We start from the raw sequence: 15,224 nt of genomic DNA on the forward strand, positions 1-15,224 counted from the left end.
TATTACTCTGTTATCTTTTATTCTCAGAATATAAGGTATGAACTTAGTAATAAGAGATTTTAATACTTAAACTAGTACTACTTCACTTTAAAATAAGATACCATTGAATTTAAGTTTTCAGTCATTGATGAGAGGTTTTCAGATGTAGATGAGATTTCTTCTATCATTGTCATCTGTTCTTCAATATCACTATTTATTTCTTGTGAAGTAGAAGAGAGTTTTTGAGTGTTATCTACAATACTGACCATATTACTTGAGATATTGTTAGTTTGTTCAGCTTGCTTATTTGCTTGTAATGATATATCTTGAATTTTTTGTGTTAGCAAGTTCATATTATTTATTATTAATTCAATTTGATGCTTAGTATCCAGTGCAACAGAGGTACCTTCTTTAACCTTGACTTCTGTAGTTGAAATACTTTTAACTACAGTATTGGTCTTATGTATAATATCTGAAACTATTTTTTCTATATTATTTGCAGCAGAAGCACTTTCTTCAGCTAATTTTTTAACTTCATCAGCTACAACAGAAAAACCTTTTCCATACTCACCTGCTCTTGCAGATTCAATAGCAGCATTTAAGGCTAGCATATTTGTCTGATTTGCTATATCAGTAATTGTAGAAGTTATTTCACCTATGTTCACTGAAAGTATATTTAGTTCATCAATACTAAATCTAACTTCCTTAGTTGAATTCTCTATATCCGATATTGCTGCGAATGTTGTATCAACAGACTTTCTACCTATTAACGCATAGTCTCGAAAAGCGTATGCATCACTTTCAGCATTTTGAGCAAGAGAAGACACGACTTTAGAACTTGCAGAAATATTTTTTAAACTTACATTAGCTTGCTCTACAGAAGAAACTATTTGCTGTAAGTTATTATTGTTGTTTGACATTTTTTCAACTATTTCTGTAGTAGTTACATTTGTGCTTTGCATTGAAGCAGAAAGTTGTTCACTAACTAATGATACCTCATTTGAAGATAACTTTATGTTTGATGTTATATTTTTTAGTTTATCTCTTGTGTTATTTAGAGCATCAATTAATACACCTATTTCATTCTTAACTTTTAAATTGAGGCTAGTTGTTAGATTTCCGTTAGCTAAATCTTTTGCAAAATTTATACTTTGTCTTAGAGGATTAACTATAGAAGAAGATATAATTAAAGCAAGAATTATACTAAAAATTAGTGATGATATCGTGAAGATAATTACTATAGTTATAATTTTGTTATATATAAGCATATTGTCATTATATTTTTGTTCAGCTTCATTTAATTTATTTGTAGAGATACTGTCAATTTCTTTTTCGATATTTTGAAAATTTTTAACATTATCTTTTGAAAGGGAGGTTGCTTCATCAGTTTTAAAATTCATACTCTTATCAATTATTATTAATTGATTTTTCTTTACAGTATTGATTTCATCTATAAGTTTATCAAGGTTCTTTCTATCATCTTCAAGTGCCATTTCTTTAAAACTATTCAAATTACCTATAATGCCAGTAGAATAATATTCTTCTAAATGCATTGAGTGTTCTTTTTTCTCATCGATTGTTGGTGCTAATAATACATTATCTTCAGCACGTTGAACATTGGAAAGATAATATTGAGCATCCTTAATGTAACTTATTCCTTTTAGTTGATCATGATACATTTCTTGTGCATTTGTATTTATTTTATTTATTTCGAATATGCTTACTATACCTAATAAGAACATTAGAAATACAATAATTCCAAATGCAGATAAAAATTTTTTGCGTATACTATTCATGTTTTGACCTCCATAACTAATATTTTTTTGGTTAATATTAGTTATTATAGAAATTAATTATGAAGAACTTATGTAGGCAATAAAGAAAGTATTTTATATGAGAATAATAGATATTTAGTTGGAGATTCTCAGGAGTGTTAAGTTAAATTATCTTTACAAGGATGATGTTAAAGCAAGAGCAAATTGTATTAGAACACTTCAATATTGTGCTGAAATATGCTCTATGGCTGCGTGTTATATGCCTAGAGGAAGTGGAAGTATAAAAGAAGTATGTGATTTATGTGCTACAATATGCGAAAAATGTACAACTGAATGTAGAAACATGGTAAATATGTAATCTGTAATATACAATAAAATTTGTTTATGATTAAAAAGGTTTGGCTAAATTCATATATAAGAGTTTTATATAATTTAATTAATGATAAAATGAAACCACACATTCTCATTAGGTTGAGACGATGTGTTTTTTTATATGGAATTATATTTTTGCTAAGAGCCTTATTACCTATTCGAGATAAAAAAATGTTACAATATATATATATGTAAATAAATGGTTTAATTGAAGTAAAGTGGGGGTGAGGGTGTGAGAAAGGTTATTTTTTTGATAGGCACTGTATTAAGTATAATGTTATTACTTGGGTGTAGTAATTCAAATAATAAAAAAATATCAAATAAAATAATTGGTAATCCTGATAAGATACTAGTCTATAAGGATGGAAATAAGAAAGAAATTCTATCTAGTGATTCAAATTTTGAAAAAATAGTTAACTTAACTAATGATAGAATTGATAAGGATGCTATATCTGTAGCAAAAGATGGTGTTGATATTGACAAAACAGTCAATGATAATAAGAAGTGTTTAGGAGTAGAGTTCATATACAATGAAGAACAAAAAATGGATATAGAAAATTCAAATGGCTTTTCACCAATAAAATATTATAGACTGTTTTTTAGTTTAGATATTAAAAATAACCCCAATACCGGTTATTTTCAATACGGAACCAAAGAGAAATATGTTGATTCCTCTAGAGGTCCTATAAAGCCTCCAGATAAAGTTATAAATATTATAAATAATATATAAAAGAAAGTTAGAACAACTTGAAACCTATTAACAATTCAAGTAAATGAAAATATTAGAAGCATGTGCTTTTTTAACGAGTAGGTAATTTTTCATCCTCATGTTGAAATTTTATAACTTCAGTGCCATATGGGCTAGTTTCAACAGTGATAGTTTCTATTCCATATGGAGGATTATGAGGTCCAATAAAAGTAATAACTTGAACAGTAATAATAAATGTGAATAGCTCAGGATTTGGCTTTGTTATTGATAATTTAGCCTTAGATAAGTCAAATTGCCGTCCATTTCCACCATAATATTTGCTTAAAGAGTCTGTAATATAAGGATATAATATGGAACGAAGAGCATCATCACTTAATGATGAGTCACTCTTAACACCATATGAAGTATTTAAAACTTCTGGCTTTGCTTTTATGGCTGGAATTTGAATAAGTATAAATAAACAAAGAAAAAAATAAATTAAATTTTTAAATCGTTTCATTAAGTCATCACCTCCATATATATTAATATTGCATAGTTTAAGCAAAATATGTGGCTGTTACTTTGATTTGAAGCTGCAATAGCAATATGATACTACAGTGGGAAAGAATGGTGATATGATGAATTTACTAATAATTTAATCTTTTAATGAACATTAGTATCAGAAAGAAGTGTATTTATGAATGAAAGTAATATTAAAGTGAATAATTGTAATAGCGATAAAGATAAGCATATATGGAGAAATAATTTTCATATTGAAATGCCATTTGGTTTAATTAATGATCCCAATGGATTAAGTTATTATAATAATAAGTTTCATATATTTTATCAATGGAATCCATTTGGATGTGAGCATAAAACAAAGCATTGGGGATTAGTTACAACAACTGATTTTGTTAATTATACAAAACCTGAACTTATTTTAAAGCCTGAAGATTGGTTTGATAAAGATGGCTGTTACTCAGGTTGTGGATTGGTTAAAGATGATAAATTGAAACTATATTATACAGGAAACGTGAAAGGCTCAAATAATGAAAGAGAATCTTATCAATGTGTAGCTACCTACCATAAAAATGGAACCATCGAAAAGCAAGGTGTAATTATTGAAAAACAACCAGAAGGTTATACAGCACATTTTAGAGATCCATATATTTTTATGCAGGATGAATATTATTATATGATTTTAGGGGCTCAAAATAATTACTTAAAAGGAAAAGTTTTGATTTATAATTCAAAAGATGCTATGAAATGGGCATTTATTGGTGAATTGAAAACTAACATGAATTCGTTTGGATACATGTGGGAATGTCCTAACTTGGTTAAGGTAAGCGAAAATAAATATGCATTCATCTTTTCTCCACAAGGAATAGAAAGTGAGGAATTTAAATATCAAAATATATTTCAATCAGGCTACGTAATTGGAAAGTTAGATTTAAAAGAACTTGAATTAAAGGAACATTGTGAATTTAAAGAATTAGATATGGGGTTTGATTTTTATGCACCACAAGTTTTTAAACATGATAATGAAAATATAATGATTGGCTGGATCGGGTTACCAGATAAAGAATTGGAATATCCTACTGCTGAGTATGGATGGATGTACGCATTAACTATGCCTAGAGTTATAGAGTATAGAAATAATGTTTTATATCAAAAACCACTAAAGGAAGTAGAGAATTTAAGACAATCTCAAGTAATAAATGAAAAGAACTTAATATGTGACAGCTATAAATTAAATTTGGATTCGAGATGCGTAGAAGTAATATTAAATTTAGATATGAGTGAAGGTAATTTTACTGAAGTGAGCTTTAAGTTTAATGAGGAATATATATTAATGTCTTATGATAAAGAAGCACAGGTGTGTATGCTTGATAGGAATAATATGTGCTTAGGTGGAAAAGGAATAAGAAAGTTTAAGTTGAAAGTTGATAACGAATTAAAGTTACATATGTTTATTGATAATTCAATTATTGAAATATACTATCAAAATGGATTAGAAGTAACTACCTTAATGTACTTTACTAAGACGGAAGCATTGGAAATTCAAATTAAAAATGATAATAAGATAAAAATAAATGAAATATGCACATGGAATTTAAGGAGTATAAAATATGAGTAATAATGTTTTTTGTATTGGAGAACTTTTAATTGACATGGTGTGTGTTGATAATAAAGGTTTGAAAAATGGAGAAAAATTTGAAAAGAAAGCTGGAGGTGCGCCAGCAAATGTGGCTGCAAGCATTTGTAAGCTAGGAGGTAATTCTTATTTCTTAGGACAAGTGGGAAATGACTTCTTCGGAAAATATTTAATTGAACTTTTGCAGGACTTAGATATAAATACTGAAATGACTGTAGAAAAAGGTAGCACGACAATAGCTTTAGTTGGAATTGATGAAGACGGAGAGAGAAACTTTGATTTCTTAAGGGGGAGTGATGGAGAATATTCATTTGATAATGTTGATTTATCAAAGATAACAAATTCAGATATCATTCATTTTGGTTCAGCTACAGGATTTTTAGAAGGTGAATTAAAAAAGACATATTTCAAATTATTAAATCATGCTAAAGCCAATAATGTTTATGTATCATTTGATCCAAACTATAGAGATACATTAATAACGCCAGATAAATTAGATTTGTTTATTGAAGATAGTATTAAGTTTTTAAAAGAAAGTGATTTCACTAAGTTAAGCGATGAAGAATTATTTTTATTAACACAAGAAAAAGATATAGAATCGGGTGTTAATAAATTACATGAGCTAGGTGCTAAAGTTGTAACTATTACGCTAGGTGCAAAAGGAACGTATTTAAGTGTTAATGGTGAAAATGCAATAATTCCATCAATTAAGATTAAACAAGTGGATTCAACAGGCGCTGGAGATTCGTTTGTAGGAGCTGTATTAAAAAAAGTTGCTGATATTGAAGATAAACAAAATATAAAATTTGAAGAATGGAAAGATATAGTTGCTTTTGCCAATAAAGTTGGAGCAATTACGTGCACAAATTACGGGGCAATAGCATCAATGCCGACATTAAGTGAGTTGGAATAAGTAACTATAAAATAAAAAAAGATTTAATTATTGATGAAAAGGGTGGCAAGGCTATTTAATAGTTTTGCCACTTTTTATGGATTGACAAAGGAAACTAATACAAATATAATTAAAGACAAATAAACTCTGTAATACCTTTTAAGGATGTGATTAGTATGAAATACACAAAAGCTACAAACTATGCACTACATACTCTTGCGTATATGATGATGCATGACAAAACTGATAATTTAAACTTACAAACACTAGCAAAGCACTTTAATATATCAGCGCCATATCTTTCAAAAATTTTAACCCAGCTAGTAAAAGCCAATTTAATACAATCAACTTCAGGGGTTAATGGTGGGTATGTTTTGCGTAAAATGAAAGAAGATATTTCATTTATGGATGTTATAAAAGCTACAGAAGGAACTGGAGCATTATTTAATTGTGAATTTCACGAAGAAGGTGAGTGCCGAATTGATAAAGTAATGGCAGAAGCTGAAGAAGTATTGGAGACATATCTTCAGAAAAAGAAATTATATGAAGTAGTGCAAGAATCCGTATGCAATAAAGAGTGTGGGAAGTAGTTCTGTATAAGAAGCCTTATAAATGGCTTTTTATACTCTAATCACAGACATAAAATGTCTTTAATGTATGAGTTTAAAATAAAATAGTTAAAGGAGAATGAAGAATGAATAAACATGAGCATAATTCAAAAGGAATAGGTAATTTACAAAGGAAAATAGAAGCGTTAGATGGAGTTGAAAGAATGAAGAACTTCCCTCCAGAAGAAATATTACAGATGTTAGATATTAAGAAAAATGATAACATCTTAGATCTAGGAGCAGGAACTGGGTACCTATCAATTCCATCAGCTCAAATGGTTGATGGCTTAGTTTATGCTCTAGATATGGATCCTAAAATATTAGAGGTAATAGATACTAAGTCAAAGGATAAGAATATTACAAATATAAAATTAATAGAAGGAAGACTGGATAATATCCCGCTGACAGATGACTCCATTGATATTGCTCTTGCCTCATTAGTTTTACATGAAGTTAATCCATTATCTAAAACTCTGAATGAAATTAAGCGTGTACTTAAGGATGGCGGACATTTCTTATGTTTTGAAATTGAAAAAAAAGAAAGTCATATTACAGGTAAACCAATGCCTCCAAGAATCTCTTCATTAGATATGGAGAAAGAACTAATTGATGCTGGCTTTAAGATAACACAAAAAGTGTTTCCAGATGACTTACACTACATCTTTATTGTTAAAAAGTAAGATCGCTTAAGATAATCACATAAAGTTTTAATCTGATTTTAATCTCATCTTTAGTATTTTTTAATTCAGGCAAATTAGTATAACAGTAATAATAAGGAACATGATTAAAAGATACGGAGGTAATGAATAATGAAAGATATTCTAATTAAAATTAAGGATTTTTGTAAAAAATATAAGAAGAGGATAATTATTATTTCTTCAGCGACCATAGTAGGAATTGTAATTATTGCAGGGTCAGTAGTGGGTTTTGTTTATTCGAAAGCAAACGGAAACATAAAATACTCAGAGGCTCAGCTTCAAAAAATCGCATTAGGTAAGGTGCCAGGCGAGGTTATAAAAGTAGATAAGGAGTTAAATTTTAGAGATGCAGTATTTGAATATAAATTTAGTATTAAAGACAAAGATAATACACTTAAAGAAGTTAAGTTAGATTCAGAATATGGTGTAATATTACAAGGACATGATAAAAGAGGAAATGATAGAGGAGAAAGTAATCACAGAGTAGAAATAGAGAAACATGGTAAAGGTTGAAAAAGTGGTATATAGTATAATTGAGTGGTGAGCTATCTGCTCACTATTTTCTTATGGAGGGATAAATTTATGAGAAACTTTAAAATTCTATTAGTTGAAGATGAAAAGCAGATGGCTATGTTTGTTGAAATGGAATTGACACATGAAGGATATAAGGTAGAAGTAGTTTATGATGGCCGAGAAGGGTTAAAGAAGGCTCAAGATAATGAATATGATTTAATTCTTTTAGATGTAATGATTCCTATAATTAATGGGATTGAAGTTTGTAAGAGGATAAGAGAATTTTCAACAATTCCTATTATAATGCTTACAGCAAAAAGTGATGTATCTGATAAAGTAATAGGATTGGATGTAGGAGCTAATGATTATCTTACAAAACCATTTGCCATTGAGGAACTCTTAGCAAGGATAAGAGTATACGAAAGAGGAAAGTCTTTAGAGCATAAAGATAGCATAATTAAGCTTAAGGATGTTGTCATGGATAATAGAACCCATCAGGTCAGAAGAGCTGAAAAAGAAATTGAACTTACAAAAAAAGAATATGATCTTCTTGAAATGCTATTAGTTAATAAAAATGTTGTGCTTACTAGAGAACAGCTAATTCAAAAGGTTTGGGGATATGATTATATGGGAGATACTAATGTAGTAGACGTGTTTATAAGATATTTAAGAAGTAAGATTGATGATGGTTTTGAAGAAAAATTAATAACTACCATTAGAGGGGTAGGATATGTTATTAAGGGTGATTAAGCATGAAAGTAAAATTTCTCAGAAATGCAAAGATTTCAATTAAGTTAACACTTATATATGCATTTATGTTCTCACTACTTTTATTAGTTCTAAATGCTGCAATTTTATATGGGGTAAAATATTATCTATATAATCAGGGGAATAAAGAAGTTGAGGATGTTAAAACTATAGTTTTAAATAAAGTATTAGATCAAAGTCAAGTTGTGGACTTAGCAGGTAAAGATATTTTAGCAGATGTTACTTCTAAGCAAGATATTCACATAAGGATAATACAAGAAAATGGCACTATAATAAATTCAACAGATAAGTTTAAGTTTAGAATTAGAGATAAAGAGAGAAATATTAATGATAAAATAATGAAGGTTGAGGAAGGAGATAGGCGTTTATTATATGAGAATGTTAGACTAGATAATAACACCTATGGAGTAGTTTATTTACAAATTGTAAAGGACATGGACAGCGAGTATGACTTTTTGCAGATTTTATTTATATTTATGGCAGTAGCTGATTTTATTGGTATGATTGCATCGATTATATTAGGTTATGTGTTAAGCAAAAGGATGCTAAAGCCAATAGATTATATAACTAAAGCTGCTGATAATATAAGTATTAATAACTTGAAAGAACGTATTGATGTAAAGGGCCCAGAAGATGAACTTAAAAGGCTTGGGGATACATTTAATAATATGATAGATAGACTTCAAGAATCATTTAATAAACAAACTCAATTTGTATCAGATGCTTCTCATGAGCTCAGAACACCTATAGCTGTAATTCAAGGATATGCAAACTTACTACATAGATGGGGAAAAGATGATAGAGAGGCACTAGAAAAATCAATTGCTGCAATAAGGTTTGAAACAGATAATATGGTAGCATTAGTTGAAAAACTTTTATTTTTAGCTAAAGGTGATAGCGGTAATCAAAAGATAGAAAAAAAAGAATTTCCTCTTAATGAGTTAATTAATGAAGTAGTTGAGGAAAGTAGATTAATAGCTGAGGATCATATAATAGAAAGCAAAAGCAATGATGAAGTGAAGATATTAGCAGATTATAAAATGATAAAGCAGATGTTAAGAATTTTTATTGATAATAGTATTAAATTTACACCTAAACAGGGAAAAATTGATATAAGTTCAAAGCTAGAAGAGGGAAATGTAAAGATAACTGTAAGTGATAGTGGTATAGGAATACCAAAAGAAGAAATTGAAAATATATTTAATAGATTTTATACAGTAGATAAATCAAGGTCAAAGGATAAAGGTGGAACAGGATTAGGTTTATCAATTGCAAAATGGATCGTGGAAATGCATCAAGGAGATATAGAGGTAGAAAGCGAAGACGGAAAAGGAACAAGTATATCTGTAAGATTTAAAGTGTAAATTAAAAGGGGCTGTCGCATTAGCGTTTGTTAAACGCTGATGCGACAGCCCTTTCACAAAAATTTAAAGTGCAACTTTATCTATATGATTATCTATGCTTAAAATAAAATCCACAATGTTTTCTGCAATATGAGGATTATTAAAAATTCTTTGAGAAGTTCTAATGCTAATTAGTTTTTCAGCATTATTTGCAATCAAGTCACTAATAATATCTTCTATTTTATGTATATCAGTACATACAACTCCAAGATTATATTTTTCTGCAAATACTGGGTTGTCCTTTTCTTGGCCAGGAAGAGCACCAGTTAATACAAATGGAACATTGCAAGCTATTGCTTCCATCATAACATTAGGACTAGCCCTAATAAAAGCAATATCAGAGGTTTGCATTAAGCTATGTATATCTTTTGTAAATCCATATATTTCAGCTCTATTTCCATATTTGGAGCATAAAGATGATTCTAGTTTATTTTTTAAAGCTTTATTTCTTCCTGCTATTATTTTTACACTACAATTAAAATTATCAAGTAGAGTTTCAGCTATTTTCTTCATGTTACCAGAGCCTTCGCCACCACTCATTAATAAGCAATTTAAGGGGGTGTCTGTTCCAAGGTTTATATTTTCCGTGTAAGGTATTACATTATTATAAAATTTTGAACGCACTGGAAATCCGAAAATTTTTATATTTTCAGAAGAGACACCAAAATTAATACACTTATCTTTGGCTTCAATGGTTGGGCTTATAACGTAGCTTGCCCTAGGATCTGCCCATAAGGGAGATATGCTTATTAAATCAGCAATAAGTGTAATCACAGGTATTTTTATATTATTTTTTTCTAATATATTTAAAATTGAACCGTTAAAGTTTGGATGTAATGTTAATATTAAATCAGGATTAAGTTCTTTTATTAAGGTTATAAAATTTTCTTTTATTTTTAATTCAATTATTTCATTAATTAGTGATGGTTTACTTGAGGAAATATCCCAAATTAGTTCCCATAATGCTTCTGACTTTCGAGTTATTGGACCGTAGGCCTTACCTACATTTATAAGTATATTTCCACCTAGTGTAAACCCATCAACAATATGAGTTTTAATGTCCTTATTTTTATCAAGCTGTTCACATAAGGATTCAGTAATACTTTTGTGTCCATGTCCAGTAAAATCTGATGAGAGAATAAGAATATTTTTAATCATATATGTAATCCTTTCGCTTTTAAATATTTAATTGTATCTTAGCTATCTAAATTTAAAAAAAGGTTAAAGCTAAATTAAAATTACATTAAATATAAAAAATATAAATATTACTATAGGTGCTATGTAGTACAATAATTAACAGAGAATTAAATATGCTAGAATTTATTATTAAAAGGAGTTAGTGAACTTTTGAAATCAAAAGATATTAAAATGATTTATACTATATTTGTGTTTGTGGCATTAGCTGCATTTGACAACATAATAATTGGATTATTTCCGCCCCTCTTTTCATCTATAGCAAAGGATTTAAATATACAGGTATCTTCACTTGGAATTGTATCTGGAGTAAATATATTAATAACAGCAATTTCATCTATATATTGGGGATATCTTGCAGGTAAATATAATAGAAAAATACTTATTATTATAGGAACTATTTTCTGGGTTGTTTCAGTATTTTTAACATCTCGTGCCAATAGTTATTTAGAATTATTTATATATCAAGTTTTTACTGGAATTGGCTTAGGGTGTATAGCTTCAATCGGGTTCAGTGTTTTAACTGATTATATTCCATATAAATTTCGTGGAATGATGTTAAGCCTTTGGGGAATGTCTCAAGGGTTTGGTGGAATTTTGGGGGCAGTAATGGCATCATTAGTTGCTGCTTCATCAGATTGGAGAAAACCTTTTGAAATAGTAAGTATTATAGGACTATTTCTAGTGATTTTATATGTTTTTGTAAGAGAACCAAGTCTTGGGGAAGCTGAACCAGAGTTACAAGAGCTTATTAAAAAAGGGCAGGGATACAATTACAGTATTAAATTTGAGAATCTAAAGACTATTGCCTCACATAAAAGCAATATATTACTTTTTGTACAAGCATTTTTTATGAACATAACAACGGGTACCTTGATATGGCTACCAACACTATATATTTCAAAGATATTACATGAAGGGTATACTACCAAAACAGCAATCATAGCAGCAGGCTATCTTTTTGCATTGTTTCAAATAGGTGGGCTTACTTCAACTTATTTTGGGTACCTAGGAGATTTGGCTCAGAGAAAAAAAAGTAGAGGTAGGGCATTATTAACAGCTAGATTTGTATTTTTGATGATGCCACTTTATATTGTAATGTTTTTAATTCCAATGAAAAATTTAGTTCTTCATAATACAACTGATCCAATATTAATATTGGAGGATTTGATAAAGCAAGTATTTACCAACCCTTGGATAGGAGCAATATTTGTTTTATCTTTTCTAGCAAGTGCGGCACAATCAGCTAATACACCAAATTGGCTTGCCATAATAACAGATGTAAATCTTCCTGAATATAGGGGAGCAGCATTTAGTATTGCTAATTTAGCAAATGGATTTGGCAGAACAATTGGTAATACTGGAGTAGGAGTTATGTTAGCTAGTATTTCATCACATACTGGAGAACCGACTAATTATATAATTACATTAATAATCTTTCAATTGTTTTTAATTCCATCATCTTTATTATATATAAAAATGTCCAAAACTAATGAACGGGATATAATGGAGGTTAAATCTATTTTAAAGAAACGAGCGGATATATTATAGGATTTTCTTTATAAAAACAAAAATGGGATAGGAGTGAGGAGAATATGTGGGAACTATTTGCCATATTATCAGCAGTATTTGCAGCATTAACTTCAATTCTTGCAAAAGTAGGTATAAAAGGTGTTGATTCGAATTTAGCAACAGCAATTAGAACTGTTGTAATTATAGTTTTAGCCTGGGGGATAGTATTTGCAACGGGATCACAAAATGGGCTGGGAAGTTTATCTAAGAAAAATTGGATTTTTCTGATTTTATCTGGATTAGCTACAGGATTATCCTGGGTATTTTATTATAAGGCAATATCTATAGGTAAAGTATCGGAAGTTGCACTTATTGATAAATCTAGTATTATACTTACATTGATTTTATCTTTTATAATATTAGGAGAACAATTTACGGTGAAAACAGTAGTAGCAAGTTTACTAATAACTGCAGGAATATTTGTAATGGTATTTTAAGTTACTATTAAAATGAGAGCACTTAGACTTTATTGTCTAGGTGCTTTTATTATTGAGCCTCATAAATTCAAAGAAGAATCTAATGTTATTTTAATCTGATTTTAATTTATAGAGTCCATAATCTAAAACATAAATCGATGTTAAAGTTAGTTAATCATGAGAGGAGAAAATATGAGTGTTTTAGGAAATTTTATAGAAGTAATATTACATATTGATAAGTTTCTAAGTCAAATAGTTAATCAATATGGAATATTGACTTATGGTATTTTATTCTTAATTATATTTTTAGAAACAGGAGTAGTTGTGACACCATTCTTGCCAGGAGATTCAATGCTTTTCGCTGCTGGAGCAATAGCAGCAATGGGAGGAATGAATATATTTATTCTTTGGATGATAATATATTTAGCTGCGGTGCTTGGAGACTTAGTTAATTATCATATAGGTAAAAAAATAGGACACAAAATACTAGAAAAAGAAGATTTAAAATTTATAAATAAAGCTCACTTAATAAAAGCACAGAAGTTTTATCAGGAACATGGTTCAATGGCTATAGTAATAGCGAGGTTTATACCCATAATTAGAACCTTTGCACCTTTTGTAGCAGGTATAGGAAAGATGAACTATTCAAAGTTTATCCCTTACAATATGGCAGGTGGAGGGTTATGGGTAACTTTATTTTTAGGTGGAGGATTCTTTTTTGGAAACTTACCATTTATTAAAGAACACTTTTCATATGTCTTAATAGCTATTATTATAATCTCTCTTATTCCAGCGGGAATTACAGTTATTAAAGAAAGGAAAAATGGAGATGACAACGAGAATGATATCATTTCAGAAACTTAATTATTTCAAGGTTTTAGTAGGAGAAAATACACAGTTACTATGTAAGAGAGGTGATTAGATGTATTTTAATGTATTAAGAAAAATAAATACATTCGATAATTATGGTCTATACATTATCAGAAAGTATTTGAAAAATAAATATTTAGATAGATTAATGCCAATTGTAACTAGTATGGGGAACTTAGGAATCATATGGATTATGATAGCAGCACTTTTAATAGTAAATAAGCCCTATAGATTAATCGGAAGCATAGTAATACTAACATTAATTGTTAGCACATTAATAGGAGAAGGAATAGTAAAACATATAGTAAGAAGGAGTAGGCCTTGTAATTATAATGGCAGCGAACATCTAATAGCAAAGCCACTAACTTATTCTTTCCCATCTGGGCATACTTTATCTTCATTTGCAGTAGCAGGAGTATTATCTATATATTTTAGCGAGTATAAACTGATATTTGTTGGGATAGCATTTTTAATAGCCTTATCAAGGTTATATCTTTTTGTGCATTATCCAACAGATGTTATAGCAGGAATTTTAATAGGAATAATGTGTTCAAAATTAATTTTTATAATGATACAAAGTGGATATGTTGATAAGATTGCTATTTTGTACAAAAGCATAGTATAGAAAGGATAATTAAAGATGAATTTAGAATTTTTTAGACTAATAAATGATCTAGCAAATAAAAATACGATTATTGATAAAATAATGATTTTCTTTTCAAAAGATATGCCATATATATTTATGGCAGTAACCGCAATAATATTTATATTAGGTATGATAAACAATAAGGCAGAATATAGGAAAGTTGCTTTAAATACAATTGTTTTAACCTTAATTAATTTAGTGCTAAGCTTTATTATTGGAAGTATCTATTATGTTGATAGGCCTTTTGTACATAATAAAGTGAATTTACTATTCCCACATACAGCTGATGCATCATTTCCAAGTGACCATGCAACTGGGACAATGAGTATAGCATTAGGGCTTAAAAATTATAACAAATTATTGAGTATAATTTTAACTATTCTTTCTGTAATTGTAGGATTTTCAAGAGTGTATGTTGGACATCATTATCCGCTTGATATTATAGGAGCCTATATTATTGTTTTCATAACAAATTATATTTATAGCATTAAGCTAAAAGATATAGTTGCAAGTGTATATGAAAGAATTGAAAGTAGGATATTAATGAAGGTTAAATCAAAAAAATCATATAATAATTAAAATATATAAAGCCACACACTTTCTAAAATGTACCCTATAGAATAGACAATTTAAAAAAGCCTATTCTATGGGGTACTTTTATGTATAATAGAATAA

17 protein-coding genes are annotated in these 15,224 nt (G+C 28.9%); 14 read left to right on the forward strand and 3 right to left on the reverse strand.

What is annotated here, in order from left to right:
- Positions 1 to 77: 77 nt before the first annotated feature.
- The gene (locus L1S47_RS15340) at positions 78 to 1,775 is read right to left on the reverse strand and encodes a methyl-accepting chemotaxis protein (RefSeq protein WP_238884395.1); all 1,698 of its coding nucleotides are present in this window, start codon (positions 1,773 to 1,775) and stop codon (positions 78 to 80) included.
- A 118-nt stretch (positions 1,776 to 1,893) separates the two neighbouring features.
- On the opposite strand from L1S47_RS15340, the gene L1S47_RS15345 reads away from it, so the two are divergent.
- Complete coding sequence (locus L1S47_RS15345; protein WP_238884396.1) at positions 1,894 to 2,112, forward strand: hypothetical protein; 219 nt, start codon at positions 1,894 to 1,896, stop codon at positions 2,110 to 2,112.
- Between the two features lie 246 nt (positions 2,113 to 2,358).
- Complete coding sequence (locus L1S47_RS15350; RefSeq protein ID WP_238884398.1) at positions 2,359 to 2,856, forward strand: hypothetical protein; 498 nt, start codon at positions 2,359 to 2,361, stop codon at positions 2,854 to 2,856.
- A 70-nt stretch (positions 2,857 to 2,926) separates the two neighbouring features.
- Here L1S47_RS15350 and L1S47_RS15355 read toward each other — a convergent pair whose 3' ends face one another.
- On the reverse strand, positions 2,927 to 3,334 hold the full coding sequence (locus L1S47_RS15355) for a DUF3888 domain-containing protein (protein ID WP_238884399.1): 408 nt from the start codon (positions 3,332 to 3,334) through the stop codon (positions 2,927 to 2,929).
- A 177-nt stretch (positions 3,335 to 3,511) separates the two neighbouring features.
- On the opposite strand from L1S47_RS15355, the gene L1S47_RS15360 reads away from it, so the two are divergent.
- From L1S47_RS15360 to L1S47_RS15390, 7 genes are all read left to right on the forward strand, one after another.
- The gene (locus L1S47_RS15360) at positions 3,512 to 4,951 is read left to right on the forward strand and encodes a sucrose-6-phosphate hydrolase (protein ID WP_238884401.1); all 1,440 of its coding nucleotides are present in this window, start codon (positions 3,512 to 3,514) and stop codon (positions 4,949 to 4,951) included.
- Positions 4,944 to 5,882, forward strand: a complete 939-nt coding sequence (locus tag L1S47_RS15365; RefSeq protein ID WP_238884403.1) for a carbohydrate kinase — start codon at positions 4,944 to 4,946, stop codon at positions 5,880 to 5,882. Before L1S47_RS15360 ends, L1S47_RS15365 begins: the two co-directional genes overlap by 8 nt.
- 155 nt (positions 5,883 to 6,037) lie before the next feature.
- A complete protein-coding gene (locus L1S47_RS15370; protein WP_238884404.1) occupies positions 6,038 to 6,451 on the forward strand; it encodes an Rrf2 family transcriptional regulator in 414 nt (137 codons plus the stop codon).
- 104 nt (positions 6,452 to 6,555) lie between these two features.
- Positions 6,556 to 7,149, forward strand: coding sequence for a class I SAM-dependent methyltransferase (locus tag L1S47_RS15375; protein ID WP_238884406.1), 594 nt, complete (start codon positions 6,556 to 6,558; stop codon positions 7,147 to 7,149).
- Positions 7,150 to 7,278: 129 nt separating this feature from the next.
- On the forward strand, positions 7,279 to 7,680 hold the full coding sequence (locus L1S47_RS15380) for a PepSY domain-containing protein (protein ID WP_238884408.1): 402 nt from the start codon (positions 7,279 to 7,281) through the stop codon (positions 7,678 to 7,680).
- Between the two features lie 69 nt (positions 7,681 to 7,749).
- A complete protein-coding gene (locus tag L1S47_RS15385) occupies positions 7,750 to 8,430 on the forward strand; it encodes a response regulator transcription factor (RefSeq protein WP_238884410.1) in 681 nt (226 codons plus the stop codon).
- 2 nt (positions 8,431 to 8,432) lie between these two features.
- Positions 8,433 to 9,812 (forward strand): cell wall metabolism sensor histidine kinase WalK, encoded by a 1,380-nt coding sequence (locus L1S47_RS15390; protein ID WP_238884411.1) that lies wholly within the window; start codon positions 8,433 to 8,435, stop codon positions 9,810 to 9,812.
- A gap of 63 nt (positions 9,813 to 9,875) precedes the next feature.
- Here L1S47_RS15390 and L1S47_RS15395 read toward each other — a convergent pair whose 3' ends face one another.
- Entirely contained in the window at positions 9,876 to 11,009 is a 1,134-nt protein-coding gene (locus L1S47_RS15395) for a glycosyltransferase (protein ID WP_238884412.1), read from the reverse strand.
- A 210-nt stretch (positions 11,010 to 11,219) separates the two neighbouring features.
- On the opposite strand from L1S47_RS15395, the gene L1S47_RS15400 reads away from it, so the two are divergent.
- The 5 genes from L1S47_RS15400 (at position 11,220) to L1S47_RS15420 (ending at position 15,128) form a co-directional block, all read left to right on the forward strand.
- Positions 11,220 to 12,596, forward strand: coding sequence for an MFS transporter (locus L1S47_RS15400; RefSeq protein WP_373689094.1), 1,377 nt, complete (start codon positions 11,220 to 11,222; stop codon positions 12,594 to 12,596).
- Positions 12,597 to 12,640: 44 nt separating this feature from the next.
- The gene (locus L1S47_RS15405) at positions 12,641 to 13,054 is read left to right on the forward strand and encodes an EamA family transporter (RefSeq protein ID WP_238884416.1); all 414 of its coding nucleotides are present in this window, start codon (positions 12,641 to 12,643) and stop codon (positions 13,052 to 13,054) included.
- Positions 13,055 to 13,225: 171 nt separating this feature from the next.
- Complete coding sequence (locus L1S47_RS15410; RefSeq protein ID WP_238884417.1) at positions 13,226 to 13,897, forward strand: VTT domain-containing protein; 672 nt, start codon at positions 13,226 to 13,228, stop codon at positions 13,895 to 13,897.
- A gap of 58 nt (positions 13,898 to 13,955) precedes the next feature.
- A complete protein-coding gene (locus tag L1S47_RS15415; protein ID WP_238884419.1) occupies positions 13,956 to 14,528 on the forward strand; it encodes a phosphatase PAP2 family protein in 573 nt (190 codons plus the stop codon).
- Between the two features lie 15 nt (positions 14,529 to 14,543).
- Entirely contained in the window at positions 14,544 to 15,128 is a 585-nt protein-coding gene (locus L1S47_RS15420) for an undecaprenyl-diphosphatase (protein ID WP_238884421.1), read from the forward strand.
- Positions 15,129 to 15,224 lie beyond the last annotated feature (96 nt).

It is taken from the genome of Clostridium sp. YIM B02551, assembly GCF_022324735.1.
In the GTDB taxonomy this organism is placed as follows: Bacteria; Bacillota; Clostridia; order Clostridiales; family Clostridiaceae; genus Clostridium_T; species Clostridium_T paridis.